Annotated in this window: 30 protein-coding genes and 1 riboswitch; of the genes, 10 read left to right on the top strand and 20 right to left on the bottom strand. The window is 37.8% G+C overall.

Annotated features, from left to right (window positions below):
- On the top strand, positions 1-267 hold the full coding sequence (locus Q9306_RS12085) for a DUF3055 domain-containing protein (protein ID WP_306198672.1): 267 nt from the start codon (positions 1-3) through the stop codon (positions 265-267).
- A gap of 370 nt (positions 268-637) precedes the next feature.
- Positions 638-1138, top strand: a complete 501-nt coding sequence (locus Q9306_RS12080; RefSeq protein WP_306198669.1) for an Hsp15 family protein — start codon at positions 638-640, stop codon at positions 1136-1138.
- Positions 1139-1318: 180 nt separating this feature from the next.
- On the opposite strand, the gene Q9306_RS12075 is transcribed toward Q9306_RS12080, so the two are convergent.
- On the bottom strand, positions 1319-1621 hold the full coding sequence (locus tag Q9306_RS12075; RefSeq protein WP_306198666.1) for a YutD family protein: 303 nt from the start codon (positions 1619-1621) through the stop codon (positions 1319-1321).
- 422 nt (positions 1622-2043) lie between these two features.
- On the opposite strand from Q9306_RS12075, the gene Q9306_RS12070 reads away from it, so the two are divergent.
- The 5 genes from Q9306_RS12070 (at position 2044) to Q9306_RS12050 (ending at position 5457) form a co-directional block, all read left to right on the top strand.
- A complete protein-coding gene (locus Q9306_RS12070; protein WP_306198665.1) occupies positions 2044-2616 on the top strand; it encodes a YhcN/YlaJ family sporulation lipoprotein in 573 nt (190 codons plus the stop codon).
- Positions 2617-2726: 110 nt separating this feature from the next.
- Positions 2727-3503, top strand: a complete 777-nt coding sequence (locus Q9306_RS12065; protein ID WP_306198662.1) for a YhfC family intramembrane metalloprotease — start codon at positions 2727-2729, stop codon at positions 3501-3503.
- A gap of 145 nt (positions 3504-3648) precedes the next feature.
- A complete protein-coding gene (locus tag Q9306_RS12060; RefSeq protein WP_306198658.1) occupies positions 3649-4206 on the top strand; it encodes a histidine phosphatase family protein in 558 nt (185 codons plus the stop codon).
- Between the two features lie 68 nt (positions 4207-4274).
- On the top strand, positions 4275-4967 hold the full coding sequence (locus Q9306_RS12055; RefSeq protein WP_306198820.1) for a GNAT family N-acetyltransferase: 693 nt from the start codon (positions 4275-4277) through the stop codon (positions 4965-4967).
- A 22-nt stretch (positions 4968-4989) separates the two neighbouring features.
- The gene (locus Q9306_RS12050; RefSeq protein WP_306198656.1) at positions 4990-5457 is read left to right on the top strand and encodes a YbaK/EbsC family protein; all 468 of its coding nucleotides are present in this window, start codon (positions 4990-4992) and stop codon (positions 5455-5457) included.
- 29 nt (positions 5458-5486) lie between these two features.
- Here the strand turns inward: Q9306_RS12050 and Q9306_RS12045 are convergent, their stop codons facing one another.
- Together Q9306_RS12045 and lipA are read right to left on the bottom strand one after the other, a co-directional pair.
- Positions 5487-5819, bottom strand: coding sequence for a DMT family transporter (locus tag Q9306_RS12045; RefSeq protein WP_306198654.1), 333 nt, complete (start codon positions 5817-5819; stop codon positions 5487-5489).
- A gap of 62 nt (positions 5820-5881) precedes the next feature.
- The gene (gene lipA, locus Q9306_RS12040) at positions 5882-6778 is read right to left on the bottom strand and encodes a lipoyl synthase (RefSeq protein ID WP_306198652.1); all 897 of its coding nucleotides are present in this window, start codon (positions 6776-6778) and stop codon (positions 5882-5884) included.
- Between the two features lie 189 nt (positions 6779-6967).
- Between lipA and Q9306_RS12035 the strand changes: the two genes are divergently transcribed.
- The gene (locus Q9306_RS12035) at positions 6968-7960 is read left to right on the top strand and encodes a M23 family metallopeptidase (protein ID WP_306198649.1); all 993 of its coding nucleotides are present in this window, start codon (positions 6968-6970) and stop codon (positions 7958-7960) included.
- Positions 7961-7980: 20 nt separating this feature from the next.
- Here the strand turns inward: Q9306_RS12035 and yunB are convergent, their stop codons facing one another.
- The 15 genes from yunB to Q9306_RS11960 all read right to left on the bottom strand — a co-directional run bounded on the left by yunB (position 7981) and on the right by Q9306_RS11960 (position 22286).
- Complete coding sequence (yunB, locus tag Q9306_RS12030) at positions 7981-8718, bottom strand: sporulation protein YunB (protein ID WP_306198647.1); 738 nt, start codon at positions 8716-8718, stop codon at positions 7981-7983.
- A gap of 52 nt (positions 8719-8770) precedes the next feature.
- Complete coding sequence (locus Q9306_RS12025; RefSeq protein WP_306198645.1) at positions 8771-9073, bottom strand: YunC family protein; 303 nt, start codon at positions 9071-9073, stop codon at positions 8771-8773.
- A 69-nt stretch (positions 9074-9142) separates the two neighbouring features.
- On the bottom strand, positions 9143-10534 hold the full coding sequence (locus Q9306_RS12020; protein ID WP_306198818.1) for a bifunctional metallophosphatase/5'-nucleotidase: 1392 nt from the start codon (positions 10532-10534) through the stop codon (positions 9143-9145).
- Between the two features lie 326 nt (positions 10535-10860).
- Positions 10861-12393 carry a thiol-activated cytolysin family protein gene (locus Q9306_RS12015; RefSeq protein WP_306198643.1) on the bottom strand — a complete coding sequence of 511 codons (1533 nt, stop codon included), beginning with the start codon at positions 12391-12393 and terminating at the stop codon, positions 10861-10863.
- A gap of 228 nt (positions 12394-12621) precedes the next feature.
- Positions 12622-14019, bottom strand: a complete 1398-nt coding sequence (gene sufB / locus Q9306_RS12010) for a Fe-S cluster assembly protein SufB (RefSeq protein WP_020063240.1) — start codon at positions 14017-14019, stop codon at positions 12622-12624.
- 49 nt (positions 14020-14068) lie between these two features.
- A complete protein-coding gene (gene sufU, locus Q9306_RS12005; protein ID WP_035433100.1) occupies positions 14069-14500 on the bottom strand; it encodes a Fe-S cluster assembly sulfur transfer protein SufU in 432 nt (143 codons plus the stop codon).
- Positions 14490-15710, bottom strand: a complete 1221-nt coding sequence (gene sufS / locus Q9306_RS12000; protein WP_306198640.1) for a cysteine desulfurase SufS — start codon at positions 15708-15710, stop codon at positions 14490-14492. The genes sufU and sufS overlap by 11 nt, the downstream gene beginning before the upstream one ends.
- Positions 15710-17002, bottom strand: a complete 1293-nt coding sequence (gene sufD / locus Q9306_RS11995) for a Fe-S cluster assembly protein SufD (RefSeq protein ID WP_306198638.1) — start codon at positions 17000-17002, stop codon at positions 15710-15712. Before sufD ends, sufS begins: the two co-directional genes overlap by 1 nt.
- Positions 17003-17018: 16 nt before the next feature.
- Positions 17019-17804, bottom strand: a complete 786-nt coding sequence (gene sufC / locus Q9306_RS11990; RefSeq protein WP_090916120.1) for a Fe-S cluster assembly ATPase SufC — start codon at positions 17802-17804, stop codon at positions 17019-17021.
- Between the two features lie 236 nt (positions 17805-18040).
- A complete protein-coding gene (gene metQ / locus Q9306_RS11985; protein WP_306198636.1) occupies positions 18041-18853 on the bottom strand; it encodes a methionine ABC transporter substrate-binding lipoprotein MetQ in 813 nt (270 codons plus the stop codon).
- Between the two features lie 78 nt (positions 18854-18931).
- On the bottom strand, positions 18932-19597 hold the full coding sequence (locus tag Q9306_RS11980; RefSeq protein WP_306198634.1) for a methionine ABC transporter permease: 666 nt from the start codon (positions 19595-19597) through the stop codon (positions 18932-18934).
- Positions 19590-20615, bottom strand: a complete 1026-nt coding sequence (locus Q9306_RS11975; protein ID WP_306198631.1) for a methionine ABC transporter ATP-binding protein — start codon at positions 20613-20615, stop codon at positions 19590-19592. The genes Q9306_RS11980 and Q9306_RS11975 overlap by 8 nt, the downstream gene beginning before the upstream one ends.
- Positions 20616-20896: 281 nt before the next feature.
- Positions 20897-21004, bottom strand: a riboswitch (SAM riboswitch).
- A 127-nt stretch (positions 21005-21131) separates the two neighbouring features.
- A complete protein-coding gene (locus Q9306_RS11970) occupies positions 21132-21476 on the bottom strand; it encodes a hypothetical protein (RefSeq protein WP_306198629.1) in 345 nt (114 codons plus the stop codon).
- Positions 21477-21630: 154 nt separating this feature from the next.
- Positions 21631-21930: a thioredoxin family protein gene (locus Q9306_RS11965; RefSeq protein WP_306198626.1), complete on the bottom strand. Its 300-nt coding sequence runs from the start codon at positions 21928-21930 to the stop codon at positions 21631-21633.
- A gap of 11 nt (positions 21931-21941) precedes the next feature.
- On the bottom strand, positions 21942-22286 hold the full coding sequence (locus Q9306_RS11960) for a toprim domain-containing protein (protein ID WP_028411342.1): 345 nt from the start codon (positions 22284-22286) through the stop codon (positions 21942-21944).
- A gap of 113 nt (positions 22287-22399) precedes the next feature.
- On the opposite strand from Q9306_RS11960, the gene Q9306_RS11955 reads away from it, so the two are divergent.
- On the top strand, positions 22400-22579 hold the full coding sequence (locus Q9306_RS11955; protein ID WP_306198624.1) for a hypothetical protein: 180 nt from the start codon (positions 22400-22402) through the stop codon (positions 22577-22579).
- A gap of 266 nt (positions 22580-22845) precedes the next feature.
- Here the strand turns inward: Q9306_RS11955 and gcvH are convergent, their stop codons facing one another.
- Together gcvH and Q9306_RS11945 are read right to left on the bottom strand one after the other, a co-directional pair.
- Positions 22846-23229, bottom strand: a complete 384-nt coding sequence (gene gcvH / locus Q9306_RS11950) for a glycine cleavage system protein GcvH (protein ID WP_306198622.1) — start codon at positions 23227-23229, stop codon at positions 22846-22848.
- 41 nt (positions 23230-23270) lie between these two features.
- A complete protein-coding gene (locus Q9306_RS11945) occupies positions 23271-23636 on the bottom strand; it encodes an arsenate reductase family protein (protein ID WP_306198620.1) in 366 nt (121 codons plus the stop codon).
- Between the two features lie 361 nt (positions 23637-23997).
- Between Q9306_RS11945 and Q9306_RS11940 the strand changes: the two genes are divergently transcribed.
- Positions 23998-24426 carry a DUF3978 family protein gene (locus Q9306_RS11940; protein WP_306198618.1) on the top strand — a complete coding sequence of 143 codons (429 nt, stop codon included), beginning with the start codon at positions 23998-24000 and terminating at the stop codon, positions 24424-24426.
- Positions 24427-24896 lie beyond the last annotated feature (470 nt).

The raw sequence follows: 24896 nt of genomic DNA, 5'->3' as shown, positions 1-24896 counted from the left end.
ATGGAAGAACGTTTTTTTCTTTACGATGACACAGTAGAAACAAAAACGCGTTTCGTAAGCTTTATGGGAGAAAACGAACGCCAGGATTTAGCACTTTTGTACTCCGATCGTCATTATGGCAAAACAATCGTCCTTGATATGCAGCGCAATAAATTTGCAATTATCGGTCGTGACGATTTAGAAGAACCTGGCTACTTAGAACATGCATTTTCGATTTCTGAAGAAAATGCAGAAGAATTACGCTCATTTTTATTTGAACTGATGTAATCCAAATTACCAGCTTATAATAGAGCTGGTAATTTTTCACTTAGTTTGTTTTGAATTTTCAGTTTAATGTGATATACTAACGACAAATCTATTTGGATAGAAAGGATGTTACACTACGTATGCCAACATTTACTTTGTAATGGATCAGCAACTGGATAGCATTACTCTCAAAAAAGCACAACGCTTTTTGCAAGGGAGTAGTCTGCCCAATTCCCATTGCAAAGGAACGTAGCACATCTGCAGTATGATTGTTACGAAGGTTCCTCATAGGGGAACCTTCTTTTATTTTTCTCTTTTTTCTATATTTCATACCGCAAGACATCCAAATAGATGTCTCACGTTCCTTTATCTAAATACGAGGTGAAGGAAAATGCAGAACGTACAACTTTCTTGGAATTTATATAAAACAGAATTAGAAACAACTGTAGAAAAACATTGTAAAAATTGCGGACACACAGCTATTTTTACGGATACACACATTCGCAGACATAACGCAAACGGTAAAAACATTTATCGTTTTGCGATTTATAAATGCGAAAAAGGACATACATGGAATAAGAAGTTACACATTTATAAAACATATTCTGAACATGTTGAAACAGTCGACACGTTTCAAGAAGAACACCAAGAATCGCTAAACAATATTTCAATTATGTCCTATAAAAATACAGGAACAATAGAACTAACTATCCTATTAGAATCCGTGCATGGATTCTTTCGCATCGACAAAGCACTCGCAACCTATATTTCAGAATGGAGCCGTACAGTAATTACAGAAAAAATTAAACAAGGATCTATTCACTTAAACGGACAACAGATTAAACCAAATGCCAAACTTACAGTTGGTGATTGTATTTCTATATATATGTAATATATCAACCGCTTCTCATCACAAATATCGGCGGAAATGGTCAGTTTATCGGCGATATTTGTGATATATCGGCGCTTCGACATGAAATAAAGACCCTCCGACAACGTTCGACACGCTCATAAAACTGAATCACATCAAAAAAGAAGAAGGAGCTGACTTTTAAAAGCCAGCTCCTTCTTGCTATTTCTTCACTTTTCTCAGTACAAAGTACGAACACCCAAAATTACAATACTCATATAAATACTCTGATAACGTACTAATTTTTGTGTCATACGTTGCGCGCTGGTTACTATCATCAAAAAAGCCGCGTAAACGAAGCTGATCATAACCCCAATCGCCCACAATATAATCATATTTATTTAAAATTTCTGCATAGCGAGCTTTAAATGCTTCTTCATTAAATCCGTTTCGGTTCTCTTTGATTACTTCATACTGGATATTATTCACATGAACTGTAGTGCGAATCTCCTGCTTCTGCTCCATTTTCCAATCCCTTTCCTGTTCTTTCTTCTTTTTATCGTATCATAAAGCCTCAAAACCAACAATTTCAAATACAAAAAACCTTCTCAGTGGGAAATGCTATAGAGTGAAACTTCCTTTTGGAGCGCTCTTCTCCAAAAGGTTAGTTGAACCAATCGGGCTCTTATGGGCAGTTAACTCTTCTTTGCTTTCTCTAACTATTACTGCCCGTTAGAGCGGGGTAGAGTGAAACTTCCTTTTGGAACGCTCTTCTCCAAAAGGTTAGTTGAACCAATCGGGCTCTTATGGGCAGTTAACTCTTCTTTGCTTTCTCTAACTATTACTGCCCGTTAGAGCGGGGTAGAGTGAAACTTCCTTTTGGAACGCTCTTCTCCAAAAGACTAGTTAAACGAATCGTACTTACATCAAATAAGGAGAAAATCATCATGAAAAAACAACTGCTCTTATCCCTTCTCACTCTTTCCATCTTTGCTGGATGCCAAACAAAGAAAGCTGAAATGAAACGTGAAGAAGGAAGCCGTGTACTCGTGTCAGAACATAAAGATTTATACGGGAAAGACGTCCCAAACAGAGTGTTAACAAGGGTTGGCTATTCTCACAAACAAAAAGATGAAGTGTCCAATCGCCAAGTTGGTAGCATTAATAAAGAACGATTAGCAGAAATGATTACAGATTTAACCGTGAAACTACCAGATGTGATGAACGCTGCAACACTTGTAACAGATGACGAAGTGTTTATTGTCTACCGCGCAAATACAACAGACCCAGCTTTAGTTGCTGATCAAGTCCAAAAAACAGCACTGTCTATCGTTCCCCGCTATTACAAAGCATATGTATCAACAGAACAAAAATTAATATCACAAATTCAAGGACTAAAATCAGGCACATTAAACGATAAAGAATATGCCCAAACAATTGATATGCTTAAACATGAGATGAGCAAAAACCCGCACTTAAATAATACACAAACGGATACAATGCCTAATACCCTGAAGTAAAGTATTGCCGAATCAAATAACCTGGGAAGATAATCTCAGGTTATTTCCTAAACATTTCACCGTTTTTCAGGCATAATATAGAATATATATATTAGAAAGTGGTGAAATTTATGGTTTCAAATGCAGCAATTGGAAGTATAATTGTCCAAATCGCGATTTCTGTTCTTATTCCGATTATTGCTCTCATTTATTTTCGAAAAAAGTATAGAATCTCTTTCAAAATTGTCGGTGTCGGAATTGTATTTTTTATTGGATTCTCACAAATTTTAGAGAAGACATTACATGTATTTATATTAGGAAATCCAGCGACAGCTTCACTGTTGAAAAATTCGTTTCTCTACGCCCTATATGGTGGATTAACAGCTGGCATTTTTGAAGAACTGGGCCGTTTTATTGCCTTTTACTTTCTCCTTAAAAAATATCAGGAATATAAAGACGGTCTCGCTTACGGAATTGGTCACGGGGGGATTGAATCATTATTAATCGGAGCAACTACTGGAGCCCAAACCCTTGTATTCGCTTTTGCGATTAATAACGGCACCTTCGCCCAAATGATTGAAAAAGTTCCACAGCTTAGCAACGTCCAAGACGCATTAGTACATAATCCACCTTACCTCTATTTATTTGGCGGCGTAGAACGAATTGTTGCTTTTATTATGCAAATCGCTCTTACAATGCTTGTCTTATACGGGGTAAAACATAAAAAGTACATGTTTGTAGGATTAGCAGTATTCCTTCATGCGTTTACTGATTTTTTCGCAGCACTCTACCAACGCGGGCAAATCAATTTATTCGTAATCGAGGGACTTATGATACTGTTTGGTATCGGTGCTTACATGATTATTCGTAACATCAAAACGAAATTCACATTAGAACATACAAGCTAAGCCGAGCCGGCTTAGCTTTTTCTTTTGTAAGCCCTAAACTTCCCAATAATTAGAAAAAATAGAGGATTTTTCACTCTATTTGTCGAAGTATGTACAGGTTCGCCTATATCAGATTACTGCCTGTCAGAAAAGAGAGGGATACATTATGAAAAAGTTAATTGTTGTCCGCCATTGCTCAGCAACTGGACAAGAATATCACGCTCCGCTTACAGCAATAGGTGAGCAACAATCAAACGATCTTACCAGTTTTCTCATCACAGAACAGCTTCCTATCCAAAATATTATCTCTAGTCCCTTTACTCGTGCCGTTCAATCCATTACACCTTATGCGTCACATATGCAGCTCCCGATTCAGGAGGATGAGCGGTTAACTGAGCGTGTACTAAGCGGCGTCCCAATGAGTAATTGGCTACAAATGTTAGAACAAACTTTTACAGACATAGATGTCGCTTTTCCTGGCGGAGAATCTACGCGCCAAGCGACAGAGAGAGTTCAATCACTTATCCACAGCATATTACAAGATGATACACAAAAAGTAACACTGCTCGTTACACACGGTAACTTATTCACACTCATTTTAAAGATTTTTGACGCAAGCATCCGTTTTTCCACATGGAAAAGCTTAAGCAATCCAGACGTATACGAAATTACGATTGAACAGGATGCAGCAACTATCCACAGATTGTGGAGGGATACATTGTGAAACAAATCCACGTAACTGCTGATAATTTAGAAACAGAACATATTTGCTGCGCTATATCTGACAAGAGAATGGCACGCGGAGTCCTGCAAAAGAAAGCATGGTTGCAAAAACGAATTGAAGAAGGACTTGTCTTCAAAAAGTTAGATGTAAATGGAAAAGTATTCATTGAATACCTTCCAGCTGAATACGCCTGGGTACCCATTATAGCTCCAGGGTATTTGTGTATAAACTGTTTTTGGGTGTCTGGACGCTTTAAAGGACAAGGGCACGGCGCGGCATTGTTAGAAGAATGTATACAAGATGCAAAAAACAGTGGTAAACACGGTGTTGTCGTGATTTCAAGCAAAAAGAAACGCCCGTATTTATCTGATGGGAATTATTTAAAGAAAAAAGGATTCGAAGTTTGTGATACAGCACCACCTTACTTTGAATTACTTGTGTATAAGCTTAATTCTCTAGCACCTATCCCGCAGTTTCATACGAGCGCAAAGGAAATGCATATTGAGACGCAAGAAGGATTGGTTGTGTATTACACAGATCAATGCCCGTTTACCGATTATTATGTCCAGCAAGAACTGAAAGAAATTGAACAAGAATACAATATTGCCATTCAGCGTAATAAAATTTCAAACCGGGAAGCTGCTCAAACTGCGCCGTGTGCTTTTACAACATATAGCACTTTTTATAATGGGCAATTTCTTACACATGAAATTATAAACAAAAAGAAATTCGAAAAGTTGTGGAAAACATTTAAAAAGTGAAGCGAAAGGAGTTTGCATTCCAATGTATGAAGAAGTCATCTCATTACTACATAAAACGAATGTTTTATATGAGAAATTTGAACATGAACCTATTTTAGATTATGAAACAGATCGGCTCATTCGAGAGCGTCTTGGCTTAGAAGGTGAACCAAGTAAAAGCCTGTTTATGAAAACAAAATCTGGGGATTACTATGTCTTTTTTACGTTAGAAGGATCTCGCTTTGATATAACGCAAATGAAAGACATCATCGGTACGCGTGTATCTCTTTGTTCACCTGATGAACTAAGAGAGATGACAGGATGCATTCCAGGATGCGTTGCTCCGTTTGGTTATACACAAGATGTAACGATTATTGTGGATTCTTCTATTTATCATTACGAAAAAATATTAATTTCACCTGGGGTCCCTGAATTTACAATTTCTTTATCCACAGAAGAATTGCGAAAAATTTTATGCACATGTGGAAACACCGTATTAGAATACGAATGAAATAAGAGCTGAAAATTTCAGCTCTCGTTTCATCCATGTGCACCGGAACCCGACATATTTAATACAACGACTCCGCCAATAATAAGCACTAAACCAACGAATGTTTGCCATGTAAAAGCATCTTTCCAAATAAGAACACCAATTACTGCCGTTAACGCCGTACCAACTCCGGACCAAATCGCATAAGCAGTGCTAATTTGAAGATACTGCAATGTTTGTGACAAAAAATAAAAGGCAGATGCAAAACCAAGAACAACCCCAATACTTGGCCATACTTTCGTAAAGCCCTCTGATAGCTTCAGCATCGTTGTTCCAAAAACTTCACTCACAATTGCAAATGCTAATAAAACAAATCCTTTCATAAAATTCTCCCTTTCTCGAAAAAAAATCCCTCTTAGCTAAGTTACTAAGAAGGATCTCCTCATTATTTTGCTGCTACTGTATTCTCTTTTGCAGATTGTACTTGCTCATCCGCATGGTAAGAAGAACGCACAAGTGGACCAGCCTCACAGTGACTAAAGCCTTTGCTAAGTGCAATTTCTTTTAGCTCTGCAAATTCTGCTGGTGTGTAATATTTAATAACCGGTAAATGCTTTTTAGACGGCTGTAAATATTGACCAAGCGTTAAAATGTTAACGTTGTTTGCACGCAGGTCATCCATTGCTTCGATAATATCTTCTGTTGTTTCACCAAGCCCAAGCATGATACTTGATTTTGTCGGAATGTCTGGCTGCATTTCTTTTGCACGACGTAAAAATTCTAATGAACGATCATATTTTGCTCTTGCGCGAACTCGGTCAGATAATCGACGCACTGTTTCAATGTTATGGTTTAAAATATCAGGACGTGCATCCATTAACATTTTTAAATTTTCTTCTACCCCACCCATATCAGATGGTAAAACTTCAATAGACGTAAATGGACTTTTGCGACGAACAGCACGCACTGTTTCCGCAAAAACTGCCGCTCCTCCGTCTTTCAAATCATCACGTGCAACCGCTGTTATAACAACATGTTTTAAGTTCATTTGATACACGGAATCCGCTACGCGTTCCGGCTCTTGTAAATCAAGCTCTGTTGGTAAGCCTGTTTTAACAGCACAGAAGCGACATGCACGTGTACAAACTGCACCTAGAATCATAAATGTTGCTGTTTTACGAACAGCCCAGCATTCGTGAATATTCGGACATTTCGCCTCTTCACAAACGGTATGAAGGTTCTTAGAACGCATCATTTTCTTTAAGCCTGTATAGTTTTCATTTGTATTTAATTTAATTTTTAACCATTCGGGCTTGCGCTTGTATTCTGTTTGTTTTGTCATGTTCATCAACTCCGCACAATATGAAATAGTTTACCGTGTTCGCTTCTTTCAATGTAACATATCTATTCTATCGCATGAAAGCGATTTGCTCAAATGAAGATTGCAAGAATTCTTTCCAATTATTACTTATAATGAAATATCGTGTATATCTCACACTAAAGGTAGTGATTCGGAAAGGAGCTTACTACCGTGCATCGAAAACTTTTCCTTTTGCTTTTTATTTATTTTCTTCTTCAAGCGAATATTGTGTACGGAGAAGAAAACAAGCAAGATATATATAAGAAGCGAATGACATTATACAAAGAAATGGAAACCGTCTCTCTTGTTCCATGGTACTACTTCGCTGCCATTGATCAGTACGAGCGCAATATTCGTTCTGTACGCCGCGATATTCCGAAAAAGCCAGATGCTACGATTTCAATTTATTTCAAACCAGAAATATGGGCTGGCCCAGCTAATCCAAACTTACATGATACAAAGCCTTATACAATCTCCTTATTTGGAGGCATGGGCTTAGATGGAAACGCCGATGGATTAGCAGATGCAAATAATGAAAAAGATGTTCTCTACACAATGGCTACCATAATAGGAAAACAAGGGGCAAATCGGGACCAATTAAAAATTATGCTGTGGGAATATTATCAGCGGTCAAAAACAGTAGAGTTAATATTAGGATATGCCCGTATGTATAAACAGTACAATCGAATTGATTTAGAAGGAAATGCCTTCCCCTTGCCCATTCACAGTAACCATAGCTACCGCAGCACATTTGGTGCGAAACGAAGCTTCGGCGGACGGCGTATGCATGAGGGGACAGATATTTTCGCCGGGCATGGTGTACCTGTTCGTTCTACTTGCTATGGCATTATTGAAACGAAAGGATGGAATCGCCTTGGCGGCTGGCGCATCGGTATTCGCGACCTCTACAACAACTACCATTATTACGCACATTTAGGCGGATTCTCAAAAGAAATACAGCTTGGACAAATCATTGAACCCGGAACCGTTCTTGGATTTGTCGGCAGTACTGGCTACGGCCCTCCTGGAACAGCTGGTAAATTCCCCCCTCACTTGCATTTTGGATTATATAAAGATAATGGCTATACAGAATGGGCATTTGATCCATATATGCATTTAAGCTTATGGGAACGAAAAGAACGAATGAACTCCAAGAAAAAATGATTTAAAAAAAGCGGCTCATTTCAGTTAGCCGCTTTTTTCTCATTCTTTTCTGGGACAACAACTCCTCCGCCCCCGTAATAACCGGGCACCTCACCTTGAACAATGCGCGTGGCGATTGGAATGTCTTGCTTCACAGTTACTTCTTTTGTATGAAACGGAATAATCACCTGAAGGGCCACTTCAATTTCCATCACAATTTTAATCGCCGTATTGTTAATTCCTTGCTGCTGGAAATCTTGTTTAATGTTTGTCGATACATGACCAATTGTTGTAAACGTAATGGGAATATTTGGTCCGATATTACCGAGCAACGCATTATCCGTAATTCTTCCGAGCGGAACAGATAGTGCAGTTCCGTCATCTTCTGATAATCCTAACGCTTTCGTATCTCCTTTTTCAACTCGGTGTAAATATTCTTCTATGTCTGCTGTTGTCGACGTTAAAATCTTATTAACTACTTCTGTATTTAAATCCATTGTAGAAACTTTTCCGTTCTTATCAGTTTGCACTTTCATTAATGAATCAACATCGATGCCTTGTGCAACCCTATCTTTCACTGCCTTCGTCATCACAACTGTCGCAGTCCGCTTCGTTTGCATTTCTGCATACTTCATTAACGTTGGTCGAATGCTTTTATTCACAAGCCACAAGCCTTGTAAGGTAAGCAAAATAAAAATAGCAAATGAAATAAGCAATACGTAACGAAATGGCAATGGTCCTTTCCGAAATCGAGAAGTTCGGGGACGAAACGCACGCATAACAAAATCCCTCCTTCTTACACATGTATATGCAAAAAAGAGGGACGATATATTAAATCATTTTTAACAATGCTTCTTTTCCAATTGTACCAGCTGTAATTCCTAATCTCTCTGCTTCAACCGTAACCGATTCAAGGGGTGCTTCTAACAACTGCTCAATAGTTCTAACCCCAACTGCACGCCCCGCAAGAATGCCGCGATCGCTTAACTTTTCATTTAATAGCGCCACATCTAGCGCACCGCACATAATATACCCTTTGTCGCTCTTAACAGCTAACAGATTTGTTTTCGGAAGCTGTACACTCACTGCTATAAACGTATGTTCATTTATTATAATTGGTTCTACATTAACCATAGTTCACACTCCTCTCTCTTTATCTGTATGAAAAGAGAAAAATGAATGTGAATATTCCAACGCAGTAAGCTATAATTTTACAGATGATGCATATGTCCGTAATGTATTTGTCAAAACATCACGGAGTAGTTCTGGCATATAATATTCTTTTTCTGATACAACTGCAAGCTCTGGATACAAATAGCCGAATGTGAACATATCAATCGTCCCAACTGTGTAAGTTCGTTCTAGGTTCAATGATTCTCCGCCAATCACGACATCTTCAAGTAATATTTTATTATTCGGAATCGTATCTGGAATCACTTCAACACCTGCATATATCATTTTCCCCATAACTTTTCCGCGGAACCCTAAACCTTTTACTTCAAGCTGCTCCATGCTTGGACGACGCGCCTTCAAGATTACCTCCCGAAGCGTTTTCCCTGTCACCTGCAAACGGCACGGGTTAATTGGATGTGGACAAATGCGATGAATATCTCCTCGCGTAACAACACCTTCTTGTAGTCCTTCAAGTAATACCCCCGCATTTACCATACCGATTTCAGCATCGCACCATTCTTTGAGGGACTCAGCAAGCATATGAGCAAATTTCATTTCTTGAAACCAATCCATTTCTAACGACTCTTTTAAGCTTACAACAGGCTCTGCCATAATGAGCTTACTCTCTTGTTCAAGCTCTTCTAATAAAATATGAGAGCCCCCGTATGCGCCTAATCGCTTCGTATTAATGGCCCGTCCATCTTTTTTCGTCACTTTCTTTGTCTCTAAATCCACTGTTATTTGTACATGTCCGACATAATGTCCCCACTTCTCTCCGCAGCAAAGAAGTGTTTCATTCATCAACACACCTCGTTCAAATAAATGGTGAGTATGTGCGCCTAAAATAACATCTATGTCATAATGCTCCGCCATGTATTCATCAGCATTTTTCCCTAAATGAGACAAGACAACAATAACATCTGCCTGCGAACGCACCTCTTCTAAAACGGCTTCTAAATGCAAATACGGATCTTCAATATGCCAATCTAGCTTCGCATAAAAATCAGGATATGCGACTGTTAAACCTATAAATGCAACGGTAATCCCGTTATCAAGCGTCTGCAGTACATATGGTTTTGCCCACTTCGGACGAGTTTGATCACTTTCAAATAAATTGGCAACAAGCACTTCAAAATTGGCATCGTCATAGAGATGATCCAACTGCTCTTTCGCAAGTGTAATTCCTTCATTGTTCCCAATTGTTACATAATCGTACAATGCCTCATTTAAAAGACGTACATTTCCTTTTCCACCCGTTGCCTCAGAAATCATATGAAAACGATCAACATGATCGCCAATATCTAATGTAAAGACCGCTTCACCAGCAGCAAGACGACGCTTTTTCTCTTCTAACACAAAACGAGAAATTTGCGGCCAATTTTCAAAATGACTATGTATATCATTCGTATGATAAAGATGAATTGTAACTTCTTGCAGAGAAAAAACCTCCTCTCAATTCCATACTTCTTGTTTACGCTATATATAAGCTTGAATCCTGTAAATACTTTTCGTCTTTTCTTGCTATTTTACATTGTACTCTCATTGAAGGAAAAAGCAAAAGTTTCTTCTCTAAAAGTTAAGGGCTTTTTGTATGTCAAACATTGTCGAATGGTCTTTATATCATGTCGAAGCGCCGATATATTTTAAAAGTCGCCGATAAACGTCCTATTTGCGCCGATATATCGCAAAAATCGCCGATATATTTTCGGCCAAATAAAAAGCGCCCTGTAAACAGGGCGCTTCCACCTTTAATTATAACTAATATTAGAGGTTGGGTATAATGTCGTTCCGCTAATCCAAATTTTGATTTCATTTGTTAATGGAACATTTTGTTCATTAATAACAGTTCTCCACCATTCCCATGCAAGGCCCGTACATTCTCTCGCTACGACTTTTACATTTTTTGAATTTGGTGGAAGTGGGATAACTGTATTGAAATGAGCCGTTCTGTCTCTGTTGTTTCCATCCCAAGTTTTATGGGTTAGTACTTCTTTTCCATTTTCATCATATGAGAATTCATCCCAAGATACATCAAATTGAGCAACATATGCACCGTAATGATCAAGCGTCATTTTCGCACTAGAATATTCTGTAGTTGTAGTCTCAACATAATCTGTATTGTTATGAACAGCAGCAACCGCATTATCTTTTAAGAAAGTGCTAGTATATGAAATTGGATATGCTGGATTTTTAGAGCTTAATTCTGCATTATCTTTAATGATATTTCGGATTTCGTTAAAATCTTTTGTAACAACCTTGTTATGCTCTTTTGCATCTCCGCCTAATACTACAGCAGTAAAGGTACTGTCTTCAAAAATATCTTTGTACTGTCCACTCGCTTCGACGCTGTTATTCTTAAGTAGTGCTTTAAAGGCAGCTTGTACATCTTTGCTCTTAGATGATGTTTCTAATTTCACATAAACTGTTCTACCATAAGCTACATTTGACACCATAACAGGCGGAGCCGCATTACTTACTCCTTTACGAGTTAACTCGTCAAACGTAACGCTATTATCAAAAAGGTCTGATGGATTGTTTGGCTGTTCTGCACTTACTGTATAAAAGATTTGCTTATATGCCGCAACCATCACTTTTTTCTCTCCATTTGCAACAGCATTAAAGTCAATGTTCAGTGAATTATCAAGATACTTAGCGTTAACATTAAGAGCACTTGCGATTTGAGATTTACTATAAACCATAGATTCTGTATACTGCATTCTTGCAGGTAACGTATTTGTTTTTGAATACTTTTCATTCCAAGTAGATACTAACTCATCTACTGCTCCAGACACATTACCATATGTAGGATTTTGGACAGTAATTGTATTCTCTTTTCTCATGCCAGGTAAGTCTATACTAATATTCAAGGGTTTTCTCTTAGCCACTAATAAACTAGGTTGATTATCTGCAAAAGCTTTATTTGCAAGTTGTACTGCCCCTGGATAAGTACGATTAGCCACAGAATCAATAATTGAAATATCCACTGGTGAAGTTGTAAGTGATTTTTTCTCACGTTCAACTACTACAAATTTACCATTTGAATTTGTACCTTCTTTCGGAACAAAACTCTCTACCTTATCACCATTTACTGCTAAAATATCTCTACTATCATACTTTAAATTTCCTATGCCAGTATCAATATCAATAGCTTGTTTTGGTGCATTAGCTGAATTACTTGTTTGTGTTTCAGCAAAAGAAAGAGATGAATAATTAATAGTGCATAAACCAACCGATAGACATACTAGAAATTTTGTTGCTTTAACATGATTTAAAAATTTCAAAAAACTCGCCTCCTTTTTTAGGAAAATTATATCATATATTCCCTCTTTTCCGTTCAATTATTTTAATATAATAAAAAACAAATAAAACAAACTAAAAACGGAAATAAGAAAACTTCGCCAAAAATAAAATACGTGTCCGAGCGACTTAAGCACGCAAAGGTGAAAGTCACTACAGACACGTATTTTCCTCAAAATATTGAAGGGTATTATTTAAGGAGTTGGGACGCCTTATCCAATACTACCTTCCATCTCAAACTTGATTAGGCGGTTCATTTCTACTGCGTACTCCATTGGAAGTTCGCGAGTGAATGGCTCGATGAAGCCCATTACGATCATTTCTGTTGCTTCTTGCTCAGAAATACCGCGGCTCATTAGGTAGAATAATTGTTCTTCTGATACTTTTGATACTTTCGCTTCATGCTCAAGTGAAACGTGATCGTTTTTGATCTCGTTGTAAGGAATTGTATCAGATGTAGATTGGTTATCCATAATTAATGTGTCACACTCAATGTTAGAGCGAGAGTTTGTCGCTTTTGGTCCGAAGTGTACGATACCACGGTACGTTACTTTACCACCATGTTTTGCAATCGATTTAGAAACGATTGTTGAAGATGTATTTGGTGCTAAGTGAATCATTTTCGCACCAGCATCTTGGTGTTGGCCTTTACCAGCAATCGCGATTGATAATGTTAAACCGCGAGCGCCTTCGCCTTTTAAGATAACAGCTGGGTATTTCATCGTTAATTTTGATCCGATGTTACCGTCAATCCATTCCATCGTTGCGTTTGCTTCACAAACTGCACGTTTTGTAACTAGGTTGTATACGTTGTTCGCCCAGTTTTGGATTGTTGTATAACGGCAATATGCATCTTTCTTAATGATGATTTCTACTACCGCACTGTGAAGTGAGTTTGTTGTGTAAACAGGTGCTGTACAACCTTCTACATAGTGTACGTGCGCGCCTTCGTCTACGATAATAAGCGTACGTTCGAATTGTCCCATATTTTCAGAGTTAATACGGAAATACGCTTGAAGTGGTGTATCAACTTTTACACCTTTTGGAACGTAGATGAATGATCCACCAGACCAAACTGCAGAGTTTAACGCTGAAAATTTGTTGTCTGTTGGTGGAATTACTTTTCCGAAATGCTCACGGAAAATATCTTCGTTCTCTTTTAATGCGCTATCTGTATCTTTGAAGACGATTCCTAGTGCTTCTAGGTCTTCTTTCATGTTGTGGTATACAACTTCAGATTCGTACTGTGCAGATACACCCGCTAAATATTTTTGCTCTGCTTCTGGAATACCTAATTTATCAAATGTTGCTTTAATTTCATCAGGTACTTCATCCCAAGACTTCTCAGATTTCTCAGATGGTTTTACATAGTACGTAATTTCATCAAAGTTTAAATCATTTAAGTCTCCGCCCCATTGTGGCATTGGCATTTCATAGAAGTGATCCAGAGATTTTAAACGGAAGTCTAACATCCACTGTGGTTCTTCTTTCATACGTGAAATCTCTTCTACGATTTCTTTTGTTAAACCGCGCTCAGCACGGAAAATCGAAACGTCTTTATCTTTGAAACCATATTTATAATCGCCGATATCTGGCAGCTGCTTCGCCATGTTCGTATGTCCCTCCTTGGATAACCTCTATTTTAGGAAGTGATCTGCATTACTTTTCTTCGTTCAAGCCTTTTTCTAACGCTTTCCAAGCTAATGTTGCACACTTAATACGCGCTGGAAATTTGCATACGCCTTGTAATGCTTCAATATCTCCTAAATCAATGCTGTCATCATACTCTTTTCCTAGCATCATATCAGAGAAAATTTTCGAAAGCTGAAGCGCTTCTTCAATTTTCTTTCCTTTTACTGCTTGCGTCATCATAGAAGCGGAAGACATGGAGATGGAACAACCTTCTCCTTCAAACTTCGCTTCTTGTACAATCCCGTCTTCTACTTTCATCGTAAGTTGAATGCGATCGCCGCAAGTAGGGTTGTTCAAATTCACCGTAACACTATCTTCTAATACACCATGGTTACGTGGATTTTTGTAATGATCCATAATAACTTGGCGATATAATGTATCTAAATTATTAAATGACATTTGTGAAATACTCCTTTGTTTTCGTCAGCGCTTCGACAAATGTATCAATTTCTTCTTTTGTATTATATAAATAGAAACTTGCACGTGCTGTAGAAGAAGCTTTTAGCCACTTCATTAACGGCTGTGCACAGTGATGACCGGCACGAACCGCAATCCCTTCTACATCTAATACTGTTGCCACATCATGCGGATGTACTTCATCAATATTAAATGTAATAAGACCGGCACGTTTTTTTGGACCATAAATTGTAACACCGTCTACTTCTGATAGTCTTTCTAAAGCATACTGCGCTAATTCATGTTCATGCTTTTCAATATTGTCAAGACCGATTTCTTCTAAGAAATCAATCGCCGATCCAAGTCCGATTGCATTCGCAATAATCGGTGTACCTGCTTCGAATTTCCACGGAAGCTCTTTCCACGTAGATTCTTGTAAATCTACGAAATCGATCATTTCACCGCCAAATTCAATTGGCTCCATATTGTTAAGCAATTCCTTCTTACCATATAATACGCCAATACCTGTAGGCCCGCACATTTTATGAGCGGATAAAGTGTAAAAATCACAGTTTAAATCTTGTACATCCACTTTCATATGCGGTGTACTTTGTGCACCATCAACGACCATAATTGCACCGTTTTGATGTGCGATTTCTGCAATTTCTTTTATAGGGTTAATCGTTCCAAGTACGTTTGACACATACATGATAGAAACGATTTTCGTATTTGGCGTAATCGTTTGACGAACATCTTCTAATGAGATTGTTCCGTCTTCTTGAAGCGGAAGATATTTTAACGTTGCGCCTGTTTTCTTCGCAACTTGTTGCCAAGGAATGATATTACTATGGTGCTCCATGTAAGAGATGACAATTTCATCGCCTTCTTTTACATTTTCCATACCATAACTTGCCGCAACTGTATTTAACGCCGTTGTTGTACCGCGTGTAAAAATAATTTCTTCCATCGATTTCGCATTAATAAACTTACGAACTTTCTCACGTGCGCCTTCATACGCATCGGTTGCTTTCGTACCGAGCGTATGAACACCGCGATGCACGTTTGAATTGTACTCTTTATAGTAATGTTCTAACGTTTCAATAACTTGAATCGGTTTTTGAGAAGTTGCCGCACTGTCGAAATAAACAAGTTGTTTGCCGTTTACTTTTTGATCAAGAATTGGAAACTGTTTGCGTATTTCATGAATATCCATTAGCGAACTTTCCTTTCGATTACCTCAACAAGCTGTGCTTTTACTCCTTCGATTGGAAGCTCATTTACTACAGGTGCTAAGAATCCATGGATGACTAGACGTTCTGCTTCTTTCTTCGGAATACCACGGCTCATTAAGTAGTATAGTTGTGTAGGATCTACGCGTCCTACAGAAGCTGCGTGACCTGCCATTACATCGTCTTCATCGATTAAAAGAATTGGGTTTGCATCACCGCGTGCTTTTTCATTTAACATAAGAACGCGAGAAGATTGCTGTGCATTTGATTTAGATGCACCGTGCTCAATTTTACCAATTCCGTTAAAGATAGATGTTGCACTATCTTTTTGAACACCGTGTTTTAAGATGAAACCTTCAGAGTGTTTACCGAAGTGAACAACTTTTGTTGTAAAGTTTTGTGTTTGGTTGCCACGGCCGATTGTTACTGTTTTTGTATCAGCAAATGAACCGTCGCCCATTAAGTTCGTTACGTTCTCAGAAATTGTATTTCCATCGTTCATAAGACCTAATGCCCACTCAAGACGTCCGTCTCGTCCAACTACGCCGCGGCGGTTTACGTAAGATGTCACGTCTTTCGCTAATAAGTCAACCGCACCAAATTTCACTTGTGCGCCTTGTTCTACAATAACTTCTGCCACGATATTTGCGATACCTGTAACAGTTTCATTTGCCACGTAGTTTTCTACATATGTTGCAGAACTATTTGCATCTGCAACAAATAATACGTGGTTATAAACGTTTGCTTCTTCGCCGTCTACTAAGAATACAGCTTGAAGCGGTGTTTCAAGAACAACGTTTTTCGGAACGTATACGAACGCACCGCCGTTGATCAGTGCAGCATGAAGAGCTGTTAAGCGATGCTCGTCAACTTTCACGCCATCTTTCATTAAATACTTTTGCACTAATTCAGCATGCTCAGTTGCAGCTGTTACGATATCTGTAAAAATAACGCCTTTTGTTTTTGCTTCTTCTGATAAAGAAACGAATGCAGTTGTACCGCTGCGCTGTACAAGTACGTTATTATTTTCATCAATTATATTTTTCACTGCTTCTGGAAGTTCTTCTAAAGAACTCACAGGCTCTTGCTTTACAGTTTTACCTTTGCCGATAAAATCCCATTTATCAATTTTTGTTTTATCTGGCGTTGGCATTGGAAGTTCAGTTGCCTTTGCAAGAGCTTGTAAGCGGAACTCAGTCAACCAAGCAGCTTCATTCGCTTCGCTTGCAAATTGACGGATAGAATCTTGATCGAAAGGTAATGTACCAATTGTCATGTTTATTGCTCCTCTCTTACGCTTCTTGCTCTTCTGTTTCGTCTTCGATACCTAGTTCTTTTTTAATCCAGTCATAACCTTCAGCTTCTAAACGGTGTGCAAGCTCAGGACCGCCAGATTTCACAATACGACCATTCATCATAACGTGTACATGATCTGGAGTAATGTAGTTTAATAAACGTTGGTAGTGAGTAATCATTAAGCAACCGAAATCTTCGCCGCGCATTTCGTTAATACCTTTAGATACAACTTTTAATGCATCGATATCAAGACCAGAGTCGATTTCATCTAAGATTGCAATTTTCGGCTGAATCATCATTAATTGAAGAATTTCGTTACGTTTTTTCTCACCGCCAGAGAAACCTTCATTTAAATAACGTTGTGCCATTGCTGGATCCATTTCTAGGAATTCCATATTTTTATCTAATGTACGGATAAATTTCATAAGAGAAATTTCATCGCCTTCTTCGCGACGTGCATTAATTGCAGAACGTAAGAAGTCAGCATTTGTTACTCCGCTAATTTCACTTGGATATTGCATTGCTAGGAATAGACCAGCTTGTGCACGCTCATCTACTTCCATTTCTAATACATCTTCACCGTCGATGATGATGCTACCTTGTGTTACTTCATATTTTGGGTGACCCATAATTGCAGAAGATAAAGTTGATTTACCTGTTCCGTTAGGTCCCATGATTGCATGGATTTCTCCACCTTTTACTTCAAGGTTTACACCTTTTAAAATTTCTTTGCCATCAATTGATACATGTAAATCTTTAATCGTTAATGTAGAACCCGCCATCTCAATACCTCCAATAATTCTCTATATACATTTTAAAAATTCCTAAAACGTTCACATTCTCATTTTATTCTCATTCTAATTTTATATCAAATAAAATGATATCGCAAACGCTGAAAAAATGTAACAATTTTTCTACAAATACGAACAGGAATTTTCTGCACATTATATTATGATACACCTTTCTTCCTAATTATATAAAGAAAAAAGGGCTAAGAAATCCCAGCCCTTTTTTCACCTTATTCACTTACAGGAAGCACAGCTCCTTTGTATTCTTTTGTAATAAAATCTTGAATTTCTTTTGAATGTAATACTTCTACAAGTGCTTTAATTTCTTTCTTATCTTTATCCCCTTTACGAACAACAACTACGTTTGCATATGGAGAATCCTTACCTTCAATTGCAATTGCATCTTTGTCTGGATTTAATTTCGCATCAATCGCATAGTTTGAGTTAATTAAAACTGCATCGCCTTCTTTATTGTTATACACTTGCGGTAATAAACCAGGCTCAATGTCTGTTTTGAACTTCAAGTGTTTCGGATTTTCCGCAATATCTTTTAAAGTTGCTTTAACAGGTTCTACACCGTCTTTAATTTTTAAAATACCCTCTTTTTGTAAAATTGCTAACCCACGTCCATGGTCAGCAACAGAGTTACTCATAATGATTGTTGCTCCGTCTGGAAGGTCTTTTAAGCTTTTATACTTTTGAGAATATACACCGATTGGCTCTAAATGAATTTTCCCTGCTACTTCAAAATCATATTTTTTATCTTTCATTTCTTTCTCTAAATACGGAATGTGTTGGAAATAGTTTGCATCCAAATCTTTACTAGCTAACGTTTCGTTTGGTAGTACATAGTCCTGGAATTTTTTAATTTTTAATGTAATACCTTTTTTCTCTAATAGTGGTTTCGCTTTTTCTAAAATAACCGCATGCGGTACGTTAGAAGCACCAACTACAAGTGTTTTCTTATCTTTTTCGCCGCTACCACAAGCAGCTAATGCAAATACAAATACAGCAATAAGTGCTGAAAATAATACCTTTTTCATGTTATAACGCCCTTTCTTTTTGTAATATTCAAAATAGTAATTTTATAGAAAGCCTTCGTCTGAGACGAAAACTCTTCTTTATCTTTTATCAAGCCGCTTCGTAAAGAAGTCACCAAGCACTTGAATAATAAATACGATCACAAGCACAAGAATTGTTGCCATAAGAGTTACATCGCTATTGCCCCGCTGGAATCCCTCTAAATAAGCAAGTGTACCAAGGCCGCCTGCACCAACCACTCCAGCCATTGCCGTATAACCGACCAGTGCAATGGCCGTTACAGTGATACCTGAAATAAGCGCCGGAAAAGCTTCTGGTATTAATACTTTTAAAATAATTGTACTTGTCTTTGCCCCCATCGCTTTCGATGCTTCAATGACACCTTTATCAATTTCACGAAGCGCAATTTCAACCATTCTCGCATAAAACGGCGCTGCCCCAACAATTAATGCTGGCAATGCAGCACTTGCTCCAAGAATGGTACTTAGAAGAAACTTCGTAAATGGAATGAGTAAAATAATTAAAATGATGAACGGGATAGAACGGAAAATATTCACAAACGCACCAATTACAACATTGACCGGTTTGTTCTCCCATAAATTATCTTTTCCTGTAAGAAACAATAATAATCCAAGAATAAGACCTAATACAAATGTTGCCAGTGTGGCAACTGTCGTCATATATAACGTTTCTCTAGTAGCTTCTAGCATTGTATCCCAATCGACATTTTGAAATAGATTATCCATGTGCAATCACCTCCAGCTCGACTTGCTCTTGTTCAATCGTTGCGATTGCTTTTGCAACTACATCTTCATCGCCATTTAAGTGGACAATTAAGCTTCCATACGCCCCGTTTGTCGTTTGTGCAATATTCCCTTGCAGAATGCTCACTTCCACTCCATCTTGCTTCATTAACTCCTGTAAAACTGGTCTTTCTACCGCATCGCCAATAAATTGCAGTTTCACAACCTTACCTTCTGGGTATTTCTCTGCTAAATGCTCAATTGCTTCATCTGCATCTTCAGAATCTGTTATTTGTTTAACGAAGCGCTTTGTAATATCTTGCTGCGGATTACGAAATACATCCAACACGCTTCCGCTTTCAACAATCTTTCCTTTTTCCATAACAGCAACGCGGTTACAAATTTTTTGAATAACATGCATTTCATGTGTAATAAGTACAATTGTTAACCCGAGACGCTTATTAATATCAAGAAGCAAATCTAAAATTTGATCTGTCGTTTCTGGATCTAATGCTGACGTTGCTTCATCGCACAATAATACTTTCGGATTATTTGCTAATGCTCTCGCAATACCGACGCGCTGCTTTTGTCCACCACTTAACTGAGATGGATACGCATCTCCTCGTCCTTCTAAACCAACAAGACGAATTAATTCGTCGACGCGCTGATTTCGCTTCTCTTTTGTCACCCCAGCAATTTCAAGCGGGAAAGCAATATTTTCACGAACAGTTCGTGACCAAAGTAAGTTGAAGTGCTGAAAAATCATCCCAATTTCTTGACGTGCTTCTCGAAGTTCCTTCCCTGTAATTGCCGAAATCACACGCTCTCCGATCTTAATCTTTCCAGACGTCGGTTTTTCCAATTGATTAAACAAACGAATTAACGAACTCTTTCCGGCACCGCTATAGCCGATGACCCCGAAAACCTCGCCTTTTTCTATTTGTAAATTCGCATCATCCACAGCGGTAACATCACCGTGTTTAGAGCGATATATTTTCTTTACATTTTCTAAAATGATCATAGATGTCACCCCTTTTAAATTAAAAAGCGTAAGCGGCTTGCTCAGAATCGCAGGACGTTGGAGCTCTCGACCGAGAAGTGTTTTTTTACTTCGACCGAGAGAGCGAAACGACCGGAGATTCTAGCCGCTGAAGCTGGATTATAAAAAGCGTAGGCGGCTTGCCGCTATTACTATATAAACGGTTTGTTGTTCAAGTGTCCTCCTACACCGAAACAACAAAAAACCTTTCTGCTTTAAAATGAGCAGAAAGGTTTATATACATAAATTACTATTATCCTTTCCTCTCATCTCTCAAAGCATTCGCTTTGCAGGAATTGGCACCATTTCAACATAAGTTGACGGTTGCCGGGTTTCACAGGGCACAGTCCCTCCACCTCTCTTGATAAGAGAAAATCAGATATAAATTTCGTCTGATTTTATCGTTATGAAGTTTTCGTTATTTTATGTTTTGAATTGTATCAACGCAAGAAATAGATGTCAACAGAAATTTTTAGCAAAAAATAAACTTTCTGAAATTTAAGCACCTACTCTTAACGGTTTGCAAATATGAAATACAGATTCTACCAATAACATCGTTCGATATGTCCCTCTGTATGTAATCGCATTTCGGCGCAATAGCGACTGCAAGCGAACTTGTCCTGTAATTAACAATCTCAAATCTGTTTCTTGAAAACAAACAATTTCTTCTGTTTCCACCGCACCATTTATAAGTTCAATTTTCTCTCTTGAAATATTCAATGAATAACGTTCATCTTGGAAAGTAAAACAAACAACCTTTTCGAATTGTGGTAATAGTGGTTCTAAGTGATATTGCGTATTGGCATATGTTACAAATGATTGAAGCAGTGAATACAATTTCATCTTTATCACACTCCCCATATCACGTTTTACATATTACCATTCCATTTTCATCACGCGCTCTCCTGTACCATTCTCTCGACAAAAGCTGTACGAAAACCCACTTATTTCTTACTATTTCCCAAGAAATATGTCGAGGCGGCAAAATTTTTGCCGCCTATTGTAATTCCATATATAAATATTCCACAGATTGAAATGCATATATTTTCTTTACAAGTTGATTCTTTTCAAATACAAGCAAACATGGAACACTTTCAATTTGATACGCCCGCGCAAAATGCGGTGCATAATTTACATTTAGCATTCCAATTTCTAAATGAGGCAACGCTGCCTCAACAACCGTTAGCATTTTTTTTGCAAGCTGACACGTACCGCACATTGGCGTATATACGTATAACACTGCTTTATCTTGGTCTCTAACTGCAACTGTTGCTTCATGTCCTGTCCAATCAATCATTGTACCCTTCCTTACCGTAAAAATTCTGTATAGACGTCAATGTCAGCTCCCCATAAAACGTTCGCTAAATGAGACGACGGTGCAGTTGCAACCTCTCGATACGAACGATCAATGTAAATATGTTCAGCATGTGGAAATTCTCGGCGAAACTGTTTGCGTAATTTCTCTCCTGCATCATCTGCGTCCACAAGAACATACACTTCTTTATCATACAACTGGTCAATGAGTTCATCCATTTTCGACAAACCAATTGTACCATTTGTACAAACAATTTCCACCGGTTCTCTAATAATCGTTTCGATCTTTCTCTTATCTGATTTACCTTCAACAATAATTACTTTTTCCACATAGACCATTTGGCATCACCCGATCACCATATACTATGATACAACCTTACCCTTAGTATATAGTATATTCGATATTTTAATGTTGTTTCCTGTTTATTTTTGTGAAGAAAAGCGGAAGGGGCTTGGTCAGAAGCGCAGGGCGTTGGAGCTCTCGACCGAGAAGTGCTTTTTACTTCGACCGAGAGAGCGAAACGACCGGAGATTCTAGCCGCTGGAGCTGGATCACAAGAAAAGCGGAAGCAGCTTGGTCAGAACAGGAGCGCGTTGGAGCTCCTGACGTAGAGGCGCTTTTTGCCTCGTAGGAAGGCGCGAAACGACCGACTGTTCTAGCCGCTGGAGCTGGATCACAAGAAAAGCGGAAGCGGCTCGTTCAGAACAGGAGCGCGTTGGAGCTCCTGACGTAGAGGCGCTTTTTGCCTCGTAGGAAGGCGCGAAACGACCGACTGTTCTAGCCGCTGGAACTGGACAATAGAAAAGCGGAAGCGGCTTGGTCAGAATGTGAGGGTGCTAAAATCTCCAATTTGTTTCTAAAAAATAAAAAAGACAGCTCACGGCTGTCTTTTCTAAATTAGTCTTGGTTAATCATTTCTTCGTATTGCTCTGCAGTCAATAATTTTTCTACTTGACTTGCATCTTCAAGCTCAACTTTAATCATCCATGCACCTTCGTATGGAGATTCGTTAACAAGCTCTGGTTGGTCATTTAAGTCTTCGTTTACTGCTACAACTTTACCTGCTACAGGTGCGTATAGTTCAGAAACTGTTTTAACAGACTCTACGCTTCCGAATGGCTCGTCAGCTGCAATTGCTGCACCAACTTCAGGAAGTTCCACGAATACGATATCTCCTAATTCGTGTTGTGCGAAATCTGTAATACCGATAATAACTTGGTTGCCTTCAACTTGTACCCACTCGTGCTCTTCAGAGTAACGTAATTGTTTTGGAATGCTCATGTCTGTACCTCCAATGAATGTATTAATTATGTAAAAGCACCTTATTGGTACTTTTTCCACACGCTTTCAAATTGCTCTTCATTAAAGCCAACCGTTACATCATTATCGCCTGTTACAATTGGTCGTTTGATTAACATGCCATCAGAAGCGAGCATGTCTAACATTTCCTCTTCACTTGCATCTTTTAGCTTGTCTTTTAACCCAAGCTCGCGGTAACGCATCCCACTTGTGTTAAAGAATTTTTTTAATGGTAATTCACTATTTTCATATATAGTACGAAGTTCCTCCTTAGAAGGTGGATTTTCGACAATATGAACCATTTCATATGCTACATCATTTGCTTCTAACCATTTTTTTGCCTTTTGACATGTTCCACATTTTGGGTATGAATAAAATGTTACTGACATACATTCACCTACTTTTCACTAACCTTTATCCTTATCATATAAAAAATATTTTTTCATTTCAAACTTTAACTTATTTCGCTAAAAATTTCTTTTATCCTGCAAAATTTTTATTTTTTTGCAGATTCTTAAAAACATTTTACTACCGAAAAAAAATTATCTCAATAGAATATCATAAAATATTAATATATAGTTTTTAAAATACTGAATGTTATATTAATTTATATTGTTTTTTAATAAATCATCATGTATCCTCTTTAAGGTACAATAAAAATTCTTAACCTTATGTATTACTTGAAACTTTTATATAAATTCTTTTGTTCTATACGTTATAGTACATAAAGAAAAGGAGATTATTTATTATATGGAGCTACAAATTCAACCAGTAATCCAAGAACAAATTCACGAATTCACAAATCAAACTATAATTCAGCTGCAACTTGAAGAACTTGATCAGTTCACAGACACAAAGTTAAAAACAACAACATTGTCCATTACAATAAACAAAGAAATTCTCCAATTTCAAATTACAACTCAAAGTGGAAACAATCGGTACTGTAAAACGTATGCCATTCCTGTAAAAGCATTTCACTACATCCTTGTATCAACACACGAAGATTCAGAGCAAATGAATGCAAATATACAAGTATTTGGACATCAGGGTGAATTTCTCTTACATGAGAAGCTTTCTTTACATCATGTAAATAGCATTCACACAATTCGTTCAGAATTTACAGAGTTTTTCGCAACATTAAATGAAAAGGTTACCAAATATATTAATCAATATAAATAATCTCTTTAAATTCTCACACAATATTTTATCGATATAATAACTTTAAGGTAAAATGTAAAAAAAGAGACGACTGTCAGCCCCCCACTACTTAAACGCTCATACCTTTTAAAGTTGGGGCTTTTTCATTAGCCGTCTCTTATATAAATCCATTTTGACTTTTCAACATATAGATTGCTGCTATGCAGAAAGAAAAGATTCTGCTACTTTCTTTCTCCCTTTGTTTCAACATCGCATGTGGCAGACTGCTTCTACGTATGGCCAGACGCTCTCGCCCACCTAAAAAGAAAAGGGTTTTTATGTCAGCTTTTTAATTTGGATTTATATATTTTTTATTCTTTAATTTTAAATTGTGAAATCAATCCTTCTAGTTCTTCAATTTTTTTCTTTATTTGCATGGATTGATTTGTTATTTCTGTAATTGATGATGCTTGTGTTTGAATTGCTTGTACAGTCTCATTCGTATCTTTCTC

This window comes from Bacillus multifaciens (assembly GCF_030756675.1).
In the GTDB taxonomy this organism is placed as follows: domain Bacteria; phylum Bacillota; class Bacilli; order Bacillales; family Bacillaceae_G; genus Bacillus_A; species Bacillus_A multifaciens.
The sequence above is the reverse complement of the archived record's forward strand: the minus strand, read 5'-3'. Positions and strand labels throughout refer to the sequence as shown.